This window comes from Streptomyces europaeiscabiei (assembly GCF_001550375.1).
GTDB lineage: Bacteria > Actinomycetota > Actinomycetes > Streptomycetales > Streptomycetaceae > Streptomyces > Streptomyces europaeiscabiei.
The window spans coordinates 16,752-28,871 of the sequence record NZ_LRTR01000655.1 but is presented as its reverse complement, the minus strand read 5'-3'; the positions used below and the strand labels follow the sequence as shown (position 1 = coordinate 28,871).

Annotated in this window: 12 protein-coding genes and 3 pseudogenes; 5 read left to right on the top strand and 10 right to left on the bottom strand. The window is 69.9% G+C overall.

Features of this window, described 5'->3' with window-relative positions:
- The coding region (locus tag AWZ10_RS32030) for a branched-chain amino acid ABC transporter permease (protein ID WP_208618588.1) at positions 1-966 on the top strand (966 nt) is incomplete at its 5' end.
- A gap of 1,170 nt (positions 967-2,136) precedes the next feature.
- Here the strand turns inward: AWZ10_RS32030 and AWZ10_RS32025 are convergent.
- The 3 genes and pseudogenes from AWZ10_RS32025 to AWZ10_RS55525 form a co-directional block, all read right to left on the bottom strand.
- Positions 2,137-2,763: an AfsR/SARP family transcriptional regulator gene (locus AWZ10_RS32025; RefSeq protein ID WP_060892717.1), complete on the bottom strand. Its 627-nt coding sequence runs from the start codon at positions 2,761-2,763 to the stop codon at positions 2,137-2,139.
- A gap of 52 nt (positions 2,764-2,815) precedes the next feature.
- Positions 2,816-2,956 (bottom strand): annotated as a pseudogene (locus AWZ10_RS53070) (FAD-dependent monooxygenase); the annotation flags it as partial.
- Between the two features lie 421 nt (positions 2,957-3,377).
- A pseudogene (locus tag AWZ10_RS55525) lies at positions 3,378-3,950 on the bottom strand (AAA family ATPase); the annotation flags it as partial.
- Between the two features lie 313 nt (positions 3,951-4,263).
- Here AWZ10_RS55525 and AWZ10_RS55520 point away from each other — a divergent pair.
- A complete protein-coding gene (locus AWZ10_RS55520; protein ID WP_319053501.1) occupies positions 4,264-4,641 on the top strand; it encodes a hypothetical protein in 378 nt (125 codons plus the stop codon).
- 40 nt (positions 4,642-4,681) lie between these two features.
- Here the strand turns inward: AWZ10_RS55520 and AWZ10_RS32015 are convergent, their stop codons facing one another.
- Entirely contained in the window at positions 4,682-5,050 is a 369-nt protein-coding gene (locus tag AWZ10_RS32015) for an MmcQ/YjbR family DNA-binding protein (RefSeq protein ID WP_060892716.1), read from the bottom strand.
- Positions 5,047-5,442, bottom strand: a complete 396-nt coding sequence (locus AWZ10_RS32010) for an MmcQ/YjbR family DNA-binding protein (RefSeq protein ID WP_060892715.1) — start codon at positions 5,440-5,442, stop codon at positions 5,047-5,049. The genes AWZ10_RS32015 and AWZ10_RS32010 overlap by 4 nt, the downstream gene beginning before the upstream one ends.
- A gap of 230 nt (positions 5,443-5,672) precedes the next feature.
- Between AWZ10_RS32010 and AWZ10_RS32005 the strand changes: the two genes are divergently transcribed.
- The gene (locus tag AWZ10_RS32005) at positions 5,673-6,503 is read left to right on the top strand and encodes a helix-turn-helix domain-containing protein (protein WP_234360748.1); all 831 of its coding nucleotides are present in this window, start codon (positions 5,673-5,675) and stop codon (positions 6,501-6,503) included.
- A gap of 58 nt (positions 6,504-6,561) precedes the next feature.
- Here AWZ10_RS32005 and AWZ10_RS32000 read toward each other — a convergent pair.
- From AWZ10_RS32000 to AWZ10_RS31990, 5 genes and pseudogenes are all read right to left on the bottom strand, one after another.
- Positions 6,562-7,383 (bottom strand): annotated as a pseudogene (locus AWZ10_RS32000) (aldo/keto reductase); the annotation flags it as partial.
- On the bottom strand, positions 7,326-7,514 hold the full coding sequence (locus AWZ10_RS54150; protein WP_234360752.1) for a hypothetical protein: 189 nt from the start codon (positions 7,512-7,514) through the stop codon (positions 7,326-7,328). The pseudogene AWZ10_RS32000 and the gene AWZ10_RS54150, both read right to left, overlap by 58 nt.
- Before the next feature lie 41 nt (positions 7,515-7,555).
- Complete coding sequence (locus AWZ10_RS54145) at positions 7,556-7,720, bottom strand: hypothetical protein (RefSeq protein ID WP_244172610.1); 165 nt, start codon at positions 7,718-7,720, stop codon at positions 7,556-7,558.
- Positions 7,721-8,014: 294 nt separating this feature from the next.
- Positions 8,015-9,037 carry an alcohol dehydrogenase catalytic domain-containing protein gene (locus tag AWZ10_RS31995; RefSeq protein WP_060892713.1) on the bottom strand — a complete coding sequence of 341 codons (1,023 nt, stop codon included), beginning with the start codon at positions 9,035-9,037 and terminating at the stop codon, positions 8,015-8,017.
- 58 nt (positions 9,038-9,095) lie between these two features.
- Positions 9,096-10,532, bottom strand: a complete 1,437-nt coding sequence (locus AWZ10_RS31990; protein ID WP_060892712.1) for a carboxylesterase family protein — start codon at positions 10,530-10,532, stop codon at positions 9,096-9,098.
- A gap of 318 nt (positions 10,533-10,850) precedes the next feature.
- Between AWZ10_RS31990 and AWZ10_RS31985 the strand changes: the two genes are divergently transcribed.
- Together AWZ10_RS31985 and AWZ10_RS31980 are read left to right on the top strand one after the other, a co-directional pair.
- Positions 10,851-11,360 (top strand): amidase family protein, encoded by a 510-nt coding sequence (locus tag AWZ10_RS31985; protein ID WP_208618587.1) that lies wholly within the window; start codon positions 10,851-10,853, stop codon positions 11,358-11,360.
- Complete coding sequence (locus AWZ10_RS31980) at positions 11,353-11,808, top strand: phosphotransferase (protein ID WP_060892710.1); 456 nt, start codon at positions 11,353-11,355, stop codon at positions 11,806-11,808. The genes AWZ10_RS31985 and AWZ10_RS31980 overlap by 8 nt, the downstream gene beginning before the upstream one ends.
- Positions 11,809-12,120 lie beyond the last annotated feature (312 nt).

Here is a 12,120-nt window from a genome sequence, read left to right as displayed (position 1 = left end):
GGCCTCGTCGCGGCCGGCGCGGCGGTTGCCGTGACCCTCGCCCTGCCGCCGATGCTGACCGCCGGCCAGCTCTCGGTGTACATCCTGCTCGCCCTGTCCGCCATGGTCACCGTGGGGCTGAGCCTGCTCATGGGCTACGCGGGCCAGGTCTCCATCGGCCAGGCGTCGTTCTACGCCATCGGCGCCTACGCGGCCGGCCTGTTGGGCGTCCACGGCACGCCGCCGCTGCTGGCGCTGGCCGCGGCACCACTGATCGCCGCCCTGTTCGCCGCCGCCATCGGCGGACCGCTGCTGCGGCTGCGAGGGCACCACCTGGCCTTCGCCACCATCGCCCTGCAGCTCATCCTCATCTCCCTGCTCGGCGAGGCGGACTGGGCCGGTGGTTCGGTCGGTCTGCAGGGCATACCGCGACTCTCCGCCGGAGGTACGGAACTCGGCGAGGACATCCACTACGCCTACCTGGCCTGGGCTGCCGTGGCCGCCACCGTCCTGGTCGCCCGTAACGTCGTCACCTCACGGGCCGGCCGCGGACTGCGCGCCCTGGCCACCAGCGAGACGGCGGCGAGCGCCAGCGGAGTGCCGGTGGCCCGCTACAAACTCGCCGTGTTCACCTTGGCCGCCGCGTTCGCCGGACTCGCCGGAGGGATCTATGCCTTCTTCATCGGCTACATCAATCCGGGGTCCTTCCCGGTCCTGCTGTCCATCCAGTTCCTGGTGATGGCCGTCGTCGGCGGGCTCGGCACCATCTGGGGCGCGCTCCTGGGCGCCACCGCGATCACCCTGATCGTGCAGTTCCTCAACGACCTGGGCTCCAGGCCGGGCATGCCCGCCAGCGCCCCCAGCATCCTCAACTACGCCGTATACGCCGCGTTTCTCATCCTCGTTGTGCTGTTCCTGCCGCGCGGCATCGTCCCCGCACTGCGCGACGCGTGGCAGCGCCGCATCGCGGGGCGAGCGTCCTCGTGACACGTCGCCGCTGAGTTCGCGCACGGCCGGGAACAGGCATGTGAGGTCAGGGCGGCGATGCTCCTGTGAGGACAGGGCGGAGCCTCTAGCGCGGGAAGGGAATCCGCTGCGGGCGGGTTCGAGACCGTTCCCGAACTGGCGCGATCGACTTCGCACCGGCTGAGCCGGTCCCTCCTGCAGGCATTCAGGACGCGTTCGGGACACAAGGACAGGAACAGACTGACAAGGGCTGAGAAGCTCCGATCATCCTCGCTCCTTCTGACCAGCGAAAACGTCAAGGATAAGCATTGATCGGCAAGGGTCGCCAAGATGGTCAAAGGACTCATGATCCGTCGGCCGTGGGTTCGAGTCCCACCCGCCCCACTATGCGCGCCTCGGACCTGCGGAAACGTCTCAGCGGTGCGTGGATTCAGGACGTTGGGTCAACGGACTGAATCCGCTGCGCACGAGTTCAACAGTGTTGCCGCCAAAGGTAGTTCGGACTCTTCTGACCTGCACGGATGCCTTGGCTCGTGGCCGGGGAAGGCGCTGCAGGTGGCCTCTGTGAGTGGCTGGGCGCCGAATTCGGGACGCTGGCAGGACGCAGGGAATCGGAAGTGGCCGACTCGGCGCCATCCTGCCCGACACCGCGGTGGTGGGTGGCGGGGTGCGGCAGCCGATCAGCGTGTTGCGCGACCCTGGGGCCGTGAGGCAAGCGCCGACCGCGGAGCGGGAGGAAACGGCCCGTACAGAAAACGGACCGAGGGGACACTCGGGGCGGGCGGTGACGGCTTACACGGCTTGGCTCGCCGTGTGTCCCGTGGGGCAGTGCGCGTCCGTGGCGGCGGCTCCGGAAGGTCAGGCGTTCCAGACACCCTGCCGGGCAGCGGCCTTGGCGTAGTCGGAGAAGTCCCGTGCCGCGAGGCCCAGCGAACGCTGAACGCCGTCACTCGCTCCGATGGCCTTGCCACACGGGCACGCCCTGCTCGCCCGCACAGGCCTCCGGGGTCGACGGCACGTAGCGGACGTCGCGGCCGGTGGCCCCCGGGCGACCTCTTGGACCGCGTCCTGGAAGGTCATCCTCCTCGGGCCGCTGATCGTAGTGCCGGCCAGCGCGACCGTCCTCGGTGAGGGCGGCGAACAGCGGCGCGATCTTCCGGCGCGCCGCTGCGCCGACGGCAGACAACGGCGCTACCGCTGTAGCTGCTTGAGCAGCTTGCGGGTGCTGAGAGCGGGCGTCGCGTCGATCTGGGCCAGTGCTGTCTCGCAGGCATGGAAGGCCGTGAGGACGCCGTCGTCGTCGCCCAGCGCGTTCGCGGCGCGCATCCGTACGCGCCAGGCCACCTCGCGGAGCGGGTCGATCGTGGTTGCCTGTTCGCACAGGCGGACGGCGTCGCCGTACTGGTGCAGTCGCAGGGCTAGGTCAGCCGCCGAGGAGAGCGCGTCGGCGGCTTGCCGGGACAGTGCCCGGCGCCGTTCCTCCACCCACGGCGAGGTGCGGCCCGGCAGGTAGTCGCCCTCGTTGCGGGCAAGCAGCGCCTCGACTGCCGACAGTCTTGCCCGGCCGGTCAGCCGGTTGGCGTGAGCGAGGTCGGCTTCCATGAGCAGCGACTGGCATCCCTGCGCCACCTCGTCGGCGAGGGACAGCCTGTTCTGTTCGACGATGAGGCGTAGCTGGGGAGGCAGGGCCAGGTTCAGCTGGTGGACGGCCTGGCGCAGGTAGGCGCGGGTGGACCGGTCGTCGCGTGCGAACAGCGCATCCAGCACCCGTGGGCGATCGGCGGCGTGGCCGGGTCTGCTGCTCAGGTAGGAGAGCATGCGCGTCGTCGAGCAGGCCGCGCAGGTCGAGTACCTCGGCGGTGCGCGGCTGCAGGTTGAGCGCCTTGGCCTGGGCGCGGCGCTCAGGCAGCTTGTCCAGCACCACCACATCGACACCCGCCAGCGCCAGCTCGCCGGCGAGCAGCAGCCCAGTCGGGCCACTGCCGACCACCACGACCTCGGTCTTCTCCATGAATTTCGTCTCCCTGACGCCAGCAATTCGCAGGCTGAGGCATTCTTCGGCGCATCCGTCGAACGCGGAGATCTGTTTTCTCCGTCATCGACAGATCGTGCCAGCGGGGTGTTAGCAAAGGAGAAACCAGAAGACGGAGTGCCCCCCATGCCCGTACGGACGGAATGAACACATCCCGGGCACAGGCAGATGGCCCGTGAAAGTGGGAGGACTTTCTTCCGAGCCGCCTGCATGGTTCGGGAGGGGGCCGACGGATCACGGGCCGCGGCCTGCCCGCGTTGCGGCAGAAACGGCCCGTACGGAAATCGGCCCGAAGGGACCACTCGGGGTGCGCAGAGACGGCCTGCAAAGTGTGGCCGCTGCGTGCCTCGTACGTCTCGCGATCCATGTCGTCGGGGATGTAGTCGTCACCGGAGAAGCCGTCGGCTGTGTCCGGGTCGTACTGGTAGTCCTTGCCGTAGCCGAGGTCTTTCATCAGTCGCGTCGGGGCGTTGAGGATGTGGGCGGGTGGCATGAGTGAGCCGGTGTGCCGGGCAGCGCGGTGTGCGGTATTGAAGCCGCGGTAGACGGCGATGGACTTGGGGGCGGTGGCGAGGTAGACGACGGCCTGGGCGATCGCCAACTCGCCCTCGGGGGAGCCGAGTCGCTCGTACACGTCCCAGGCGGCGAGGGCCTGCTGGATGGCGTGTGGGTCGGCCATACCGATGTCCTCGTTCGCGAAGCGGGCCAGGCGGCGGGCTACGAACAGCGGGTCCTCGCCGCCGTCGAGCATGCGGGCGAGCCAGTACAGGGCTGCGTCCGGGTCGGAGCCGCGCATGGACTTGTGCAGCGCGGAGATCAGGTTGTAGTGGCCCTCCTGCGCCTTGTCGTACAGCGGGGCCCGCTGCTGGATGTGGTGGGCGAGCCGGGCGGTGTCCAGGGTGGTTTCGGTGTCCGGGAGGGCTTGGAGCTGTTCGGCCATGTTGAGGAGGTAGCAGCCGTCGCCGTCCGCCATGGCGATCAAGGCGCGGCGGGCGTCGTCGTCCAGGGGCAGATGGTGGCCGGTGAGCTGCTCGGCGCGGTCGAGGAGCGTGGACAGTGCGGCTTCGTCGAGGCGTTCGAGGACGAGGACCTGGGTGCGGGAGAGGAGGGCGCCGTTGAGTTCGAAGCTCGGGTTCTCCGTGGTGGCGCCGATCAGGGTGACTGTGCCGTCCTCGACGTAGGGCAGGAAGCTGTCCTGCTGGGCACGGTTGAAGCGGTGGATCTCGTCGACGAACAGCAGGGTGCCCTGGCCGATGCCGCGTCGGCCTCGTGCGGTGGCGAAGACCTTGCGCAGATCGACCACGCCGGAGGAAGACCTTGCGCAGATCGACCACGCCGGAGAAGGTGGCCGACACCGGTTCGAAGGCCAGGTCGCCGACGTCCGCGAGGAGCCGGGCGATGGTCGTCTTCCCGACGCCGGGCGGGCCCCACAGGATGGCGGAGCCGAGGCGCTGCTGGGCGACCATGCGGCCCAGCGGGGCGTCCCGGGCAAGGAGATGGTCCTGCCCGACGACATCTTCCAGCTGGGTGGGTCGCAGGCGGTCGGCGAGGGGCCGGGCGGGCTCCTCGTCGAAGAGCGGCAGGGTCGCTTCGGTCGGTTCCATCGGTCTCTCGGGTCGGAAGCGGAACTGTGCGGACGTGGCGAGCCGTGCACGGGGCACTGACAGGCGTCGGCTCAGCCGCTCGTGGGGAAGCTCGCGGCGCTCATCGGGCACCGGGGCGGTCGCGTCGCGGCAGCCGCTCGGCGACCAGGTCGTAGGAATCCTCGACCGCGTCGGTGACCAGCCGCTCGGTGATGCCGGGTCCAGGCCCGAGTGAGATCCAGTGCCGTTTGTCGAGGTAGCGGCCCGGTGTGATCGAGGCGTAGCCGCGTACGTGAGCGCGGGCGTGTTCGGGTTCGCACTTGACCGTGATGATCTGATCGTCCGGGTCGTCGGTGACGATCAGGAACACCTTGCCCGCGACCTTGTACACGTCGAGTCCGGGAGTGAAGGGGTAGCCGTGGCTGACGTCGGGGAGGGCCAGGGCCGCCTGCCGGGCGGCGTCCTGGAGCCGGTCACCGGCCGCGCTCACCGGGCCGTCCGCGTGCCGGTGCCGTAGGTGCGCGGGTCGACGGGCCGCTCGGCCCTGGGCAGGTGGGCGACGACGAGCCGGTAGGAGTCGGTGACAAGCTCCCTGACGAGTTCCTGGTCGACGCCTTCTCCGCTCTCCAGGGTGATCCAGTGCTTCTTGTTCATGTGGTAGCCGGGGGTGATGTGGCTGTACTGCTCCCGCAGGGCCTGGGCCTCGCCGGGGTCCGCCTTGAGGATCACGACGGGACGCCCCGGGACTTCGGTCATCAGCATGAACACCTTGCCTCGTACCTTGTAGACGTCCCAGTCGGGGCCGAAGGGGTGTTCCAGCTGGGCTCCGGGGAGTTCCTCCGCGCAGTCGGTGGCGGTCTTGTGCAGGGCCGATCCGTTCATGGGGTGTGAGCCTTCTCAGGTGGTGACGGACTGTGGCATCGAAGGAGGTGGAGGGCGCGCCGCGCGCGGTGGCACGTCCCATCCTTGCGTCGAAGCCGACTGGAAGGGCGGTAGGCTGCGGACACGTGATGGTCGACAAGCGACACTCCGAGCCGAGCAGGCAGGCTGGACCAGCTGCGGTTCCGCTGTACGGTTTCCAGCCCCCGGTCGGTACTCCCTACGGCCTCGAGGTGGGTACCGTCGAGGATTTCTTCGCCCAGCACGACGACTGGCCGTGGAACCCGCCCCGTCCGGGCCGTGCCACCTTCCACTACCTCATCGGGGTCACCGAGGGTGAGCTGCGGCATGACGTCGACTACGTCACGCGGACGGTCGCCCCCGGCCAGTGGCTGTGGGTGCGTCCCGGGCACGCGCAGTGCTGGCATCCGCCCGGCGCGGCCCGCGGCCCGTTCATCCTGTTCGAACCGGACGTGCTGCGGCCCGACATCGCCCGTCTCCTGGCCCCGCTCACCGCGCACGAGGCCCCTGCCGTGCTCAGCCCGCACCCCGACGACACCGCCTGGCTCCAGCAGACGGCACTCCAACTCCTGGACGAACACCGCGCACTCGGGCGCCGCCCCCTCGACATCCACCACGCCCTGCGGCGCAGCCTGCTCGAATCGCTGCTGCTGCGCCTGGCCAACTCCCCGGGCATCGCCCCCATCGGCACGGCCACGGCCGGCGCGGGCCGTGCCGACAGGTACGGGCGCTTCCTGGACGCCTTGGAGCTGCACTTTCGCGAGCTGCACCAAGCCGCGGACTACGCCGAGCTGCTCGGCTGTTCGGTCCGCACCCTGAGCCGTGCCGCCCGGGACGCCACCGGCAAGGGGGTACGTGAACTCATCGACGAGCGGCGCCTCCTGGAAGCCAGGCGCCTGCTGGGAGGCGCCCGGTGGGATGCCCGGACTGTGGCCGTCCACCTTGGCTTCACCGACCCCGCGAACTTCGGCCGCTTCTTCCGCGACCGCACCGGCCTCACCCCGGCCGCCTTCGCGGCCCGCGACACCACGACCCACCCGTGACAGCGGCCGGGCGCCGGATGTTCATGCGGCGGGATCGGTGGTCGATTCTTAGCTCCGGTCAGACCCGGTTGGGGATGTGCTCATCGGCGTAGCGGGCGCCGAATCCACCGATCGGGAGGATCTCGTGGATCGCGGCGAGATCGGCCTCGGTGAGGGTGACGTCGGCCGCGTGGGCGTTTTCCTCCATGCGGGCGGCGCTCCGGGTGCCCGGGATCGGGACGATGTGCTCGCCCTGGGCGAGCAACCAGGCCAGGGCGAGCTGGGAGACGGTGATGCCCGCGGCCGTGGCCAGCCGGCCGAGTCGCTCGACGGCTTCGACGTTCTTCTCGAAGTTGCCGGGCTGCCGGCGCGGGTTGGCGTTGCGGAAGTCGGTGGCGTCGTACTGTCCCGCGGGCTTCGCGGTACCGGTGATGAAGCCGCGGCCGAGGGGCGAACAGGGGACGAAGTCGATGTCGAGCTCCTCAAGGACCGGGAAGGGCTGCTCGACGTCGCGCTCGAAGAGCGAGTACTCGGTCTGCAGGACCGAAACCGGCTGGACGGCGTGCGCCTTACGGATGGTCTGCGGGCCGGCCTCGCTGAGGCCGAAGTACTTGACCTTGCCCGCGTCGATGAGCTCCTTCACGGTGCCGGCCAGGTCCTCGATCGGCACGTCCGGGTCGACGTGGTGCTGATAGAGGATGTCGATCTGGTCGACGCCGAGGTAGCGCAGGCTGTTGTCGGTGACGGTGCGGATGTTGTCCGGGCGGCTGTTGAGGCCCAGGCCCTGCTCGGTCTGTGCGAAGCCGAACTTGGTGGCCAGTACGGCCTCGTCGCGGAAGTCGCTCACCGCCTTGCCGAGCAGGACCTCGTTGTTGCCCGTGCCCCAGCCGTAGAGCTCGGCGAAGCCCGGCGCCTGCTGGCAGATGCCCGGTGGGCGCGTCGAAGTGGTCGATGACGCGCAGCGCCCGCGTAGCAGTCCTCGACCGGCGCGGGATCGGGGTGATCCGGCGCCGGTCGGTACTCGACCGACACGACGACCGCACTCCCATCGATCACATGGGGAAGGAGATGACTCACGTGGTCCCGGCGTCCCCCATGATCATTCCGCCACCGTGGAGGCTGAGGATGCCTCCCTTGGGGCCTCGGTCCTCGACGGGGCTGAGAATCAGCAGAGTGATGTCCGGCGCGCCTTCCGGCCCCGGTACCTGGCGCTCCTCCACCCGCACTCTGCCGCCCACCCTCAGAGCCTCCGAATCCAACCCGGGAGAACCCTCGGCGATCTGCCGTCGGATCTCTGGCAGGGTCTCATCCGACAGGGCTGGAAAAACAGCGCCCCGCGCCTCCTCGACGGGCGCGAGCCGGGGCCAACGGGGGCCGGATGGTCGTGGCACCGAAAAAGCCTGCCGCTGCTGTCTGGTCCGTCATCTGTTCCCTCCTTCGGAAACAACGGGCAGCGGCGACGCTCACCGCCGGGCTGAGGTACTCACTGCGCACGATGTGTGCGTGACCTTGTCGCGTCCCGCGATCAGTTCTCAGTCGTCCAGGACGACGACGTGCTTGCCCGGCGTGGTGCCGGACTCGACGCCGGCCTGGGCGTCACGGACCTGTTCCAGGCCGTGGTGGACCCTCGCGACCGGGACGATGAGGCGCCCTGCGGCGATGGCCTGGAGTTGGCGGGCGAAGACGTCGGCCGGCAGGTCGGCGGCCTGACCGCCGTAGGACGTCAGCCGCACCCCGCCCGGGATCATGAACGGGCTGAAATCGGGGATCGTCCACTGGCCCGCCAGGGCTCCGGTGAAGCAGACCGTGCCGTGCCGGCGGACGGCGTTGAGGGTGTCGGTGAGCACCGAGCAGCCCACCAGCTCCAGTACGGCGTCGACACCGTCCGGCATCAGCTCGCGCACCTGGTCGGCGATCATGCCGTTGTCGACGAGGGGATGGTCGACGCCCGCCCCTCGCAATTCCCCGGCCCGGCCGGGGCTGCGGGTGGTGGACAGCACGGTGGCTCCGAGGTCCTTGGCGATCGTGGCCGCGCTCAGCCCGACCGTGGAGGTGCCGCCGCGGATCAGCAGCGTCTGCCCGGCCTTGAGGTCCAGGCCGGTGGTGAGGGAGCCGTAGGCGGTCTGGAACATCTCCGGCAGCGCACCGACGACCTCCCACGGCAGGCCGGTCTCGAACGGGATGACCTGCGCCGCAGGGACGGTCACGTACTGGGCGTACGCGCCGTCGTACGAGCGGCCCATGCCGCCCATCATCGTGGCCACCTGCTGTCCCGGCCGCAGCCCGCTGTCCTCGTCGGCCTCATCGACCACGCCGACGCCCTCGATGCCGGGCACACGCGGGTAGGTGACCACCGCGTCCGACTCGCCCTTGCGGGTGGTGACCTCGGACTCGTTGACGCCGAACGCCTTCACCCTGATCCGCACCCAGCCGGGCTTGCGTACCGGCACCGGCACATCCTTGATCTCCAGTGCGTCGAGGCCGCCGGGCCGGGTGACGACGACAGCCCGCATCGTCGCCTGTGCGCCGTCGCCGGCTGCTGTCGATTGGCTCATGTCGGATTCCTTACTCTGTTCGCCCTCTGGTGCGCTGTTCCGTATGGCCCGATGCCCGTCAGGGGCGGTCGATGCCCTCCCACAGGTCGAGCGCCTCCTGGTAGTGGGCATGGGCCTCGAAGGAAGGGTTGCCGACGCTTCCCGAGATGGGCTGGTCCGTGACAGCGGGCCACAGACGGGCGTGCTCACCGGTGGCGAAGTCGAGCACGATGTCGCGGATACGCGTGTCACGCAGAGCCTGCTCGGGGCTGCGGCCCGGCTTTTCCTGGCCGACCAGGGCGTACATCTCGTTGCCGTGCACGGCGGGCGCGCCCTCGGCGGGCCCGATCATGAGGAGATGGGCGTTTCCGCCCGCGGCAGCGTGCGCCAGGGCGCCGCGGCCTGCGGGGAGCGCGAAGAGGTAGTCCGCCATGAGCGCGGCGCGAACCTCGGCCGGGGTACGGCCGCCCTGATCGTGGGCATCGACGATCTTCTTCGCGTGGGAGCGGGGAATGCGCCACCGGACGACCTCGTCGGTGACACGGCCGAGCGCGTGCGGATCGAACCGGTCGAGGTCGTTCGCCACCCACCAGCCCATGTCGTCGCTGGCCATGCTCAGCAGCACGTCGACATTGCGGTGCGCGCCCGAGGCGAGGACATCCATGGGGTGGGCGTGCACCACCGCGCCGGGCTGTCCGGTGTCCAGGACGACACCGGTGGCCTGGTTGTCCACCCCGCCACGGACTCCGAGATCCGTCGGACAGACCTTGCGCAGGGCGGCCATCAGGGCAGTCGCGTCGAGGTCGAGCAGTTTGTCGGGGTTGCCCGCGACGCCGAGTTCGGTGACGAACCGGTGCGCGAGCTCCTCGGCCCACCAGACCGGGACGATACGAGCGGGCCCGCCGGAGAACCCGGCCAGCCGCCGGTACAGACCGTTGGCGGAGGAGGCGCCGAGCAGCCCGAAGGTGGCATAGGCGCCGCCGCTGTGGCCGTAGACCGTGACCTGGTCGGGGTCGCCGCCGAAGTGGGCGATGTTCTGCTTGACCCAGGTGAGCGCGGCGATGATGTCCTGCAGGAAGAGGTTGCTGGCCTCGGCGAGCCGCCCGCCGTACTGCGAGAGCGAGAGCGCGCCCAGTGCGCCGAGCCGGTAGTTGACCGACACGCCCACGACGCGTCCCGTCGCGGCGAGACCGGAGGCGTTCGAAGTGATCTGCGTGTTCGCGCCGTACTCGAATCCGCCGCCGTGAATGTACACGGCCACCGGCAGCCCCTTGTCGGCCGGCTGCTCGGGGGCCCACACGTTCAGGTTCAGGCAGTCCTCACCCATCCCGCTGTCCGCTTCGAGCCAGTCGCCGCTGTCGGGCTGGACGGAAACGACGCCCTTGCGGTCATAGGGGCGGTCCGGATCGAAATCCGCGACCACGGGGCGGCGGTATCGCTCGGCTGTGGCGTACGGGATTCCCCACCAGGACCGCACCCCTGGTGCAGTCGGAGCCCTGGGCGCGGTCGCGGTCATGGCGTGAGATTCCTTCTGGTGCGGTCGGGGTTCTTCGCGTGGTGTGTCGGCTACTGATTGCTTGCGGTGGCGCTCCCCAATCATTTCCTGTGACCCCGCACATCACCTGGCAGACAGCGGTCATGTGATGGTCACCAGGCGACACTTGTCTGCTCCTCGTCTTCCTCTCGTGGCGCCGCCGGGCAGGAGAGGGCGACCTGAGGCCCTGCTGAGCTTGTTCCGCTTTGACGGACACCATCGGTGTCTCGGACTGCCGGGATGGGGCCTGCTGCCGCGCGGCGTTGCCGCGGAGCCCGAGCCCTGTGATCGTGCGGCGGAGTGCGGTGCGGCCTCCTCCTCGGGCCGTCCGTATTGGAGTGCGCGGCGGCGGACGACCCGCGGTGGTCCCGGAACGTCCTTGATGTCGTCGAGGCGTGTGGGGCAGCCCTGGAGAACGTCGGCGCCCTGCGGATCGTGGAAGAGGAAGGCCGCATGCACGCCGTGCTCGCCGAGATCTACCGCGACCACGACGCCATCATCTGCCCGACCATGGCCACCACCGGCTACCCGGCGGACGCCACGTCCGCGGAATCCGTCGAGCTCGCCGAGGGCGTGCGGTTTGCCAACCTCGTGAGCCAGTGCCTGACCCAGCTCTTCAACATCGCGAGTCGGCATCCGGTCCTCAGCGTGCCCTCAGGTCGCGCGGGCAACTGGGTGCCGACCGGCGTGCAGATCGTCGCCCGGCTGTTCGACGATCTGACCGCGTTCCGCCTCGGGGCGGCCGCCGAAGCACGTCTCGGCCTCTGGAACGACCCGGACTGGCGGCCGAAGCTGGCGCACCATGGCTGAGGCGCAACGGTCGTTCACCGACGAAGGCGCGGTGGACGTGGCCGCCTGCTCCGCACCTTTCACCGGCCCGACGCTGTCGGAGCAGGACGCGACGCGCCTCCTGCGTGAGGAATGGGGAATCGCCGGTCGGCTCACCGACCTGGGGAGTACCCAGGACCAGGTCATGCTGGTCGAAGACGACAGTGACGGGCGCCGATACGTCCTGAAGGCGACCCTGGCCGAGGGCGGTGCGGAGGCAGTCCACGCCGAACACTTGGCGGTCCGTCACTTCCGGTCCCAGGATCCGGGCCTCGTGGTCCCGGAAGCCATCCCGAGGCTGCAGGACCATGATCTGGTCGACCGCACCGGGCTCCGCATGCGGCTGCTGGACTGGGTTCCGGGTGCACCGCTGGGCTCCGTCGCGCACCTCTCGCCGACGGCGCTGCGCGGCCTTGGCCGCTGGCCGTGAGATCGTCACCGCACTCGCCGGGTTCGACCACCCCGGGCTGCACCGCCACTCCTCGGACTACTCTCGCTACCTGCCGCGCGACGCGTCAGGCCGGGCGGTTTTCTGGTCGTTGGTGTGCCGGCAAGAACCCGCGGTTGCCTCGCTGTACCGGGCCGGACCAGGCGGCGCAGGACGCCGAAGAGGACGGGCTCCGACTGCCGCTCGGGCCGGCGTGCATCCGACGCCCCGACGCCCCTCTCACCCCCCGAGGAAGCCGGACTCCGCGAGCGACTCCGGCGCCAGGTTCTCGACGGCCCAGCCTGACAGGCGCCC

Bases quoted from the DNA above. Each gene is read 5' to 3' on its own strand.
- AWZ10_RS32010 (WP_060892715.1), bottom strand. From the start codon at position 5,442: ATGAACGGATCGGCCCTGCACAAGACCGCCACCGACTGCGCGGAGGAA.
- AWZ10_RS31990 (WP_060892712.1), bottom strand. From the start codon at position 10,532: ATGACCGCGACCGCGCCCAGGGCTCCGACTGCACCAGGGGTGCGGTCC.
- AWZ10_RS32025 (WP_060892717.1), bottom strand. From the start codon at position 2,763: ATGCTCTCCTACCTGAGCAGCAGACCCGGCCACGCCGCCGATCGCCCA.
- AWZ10_RS31980 (WP_060892710.1), top strand. From the start codon at position 11,353: ATGGCTGAGGCGCAACGGTCGTTCACCGACGAAGGCGCGGTGGACGTG.
- AWZ10_RS31995 (WP_060892713.1), bottom strand. From the start codon at position 9,037: ATGAGCCAATCGACAGCAGCCGGCGACGGCGCACAGGCGACGATGCGG.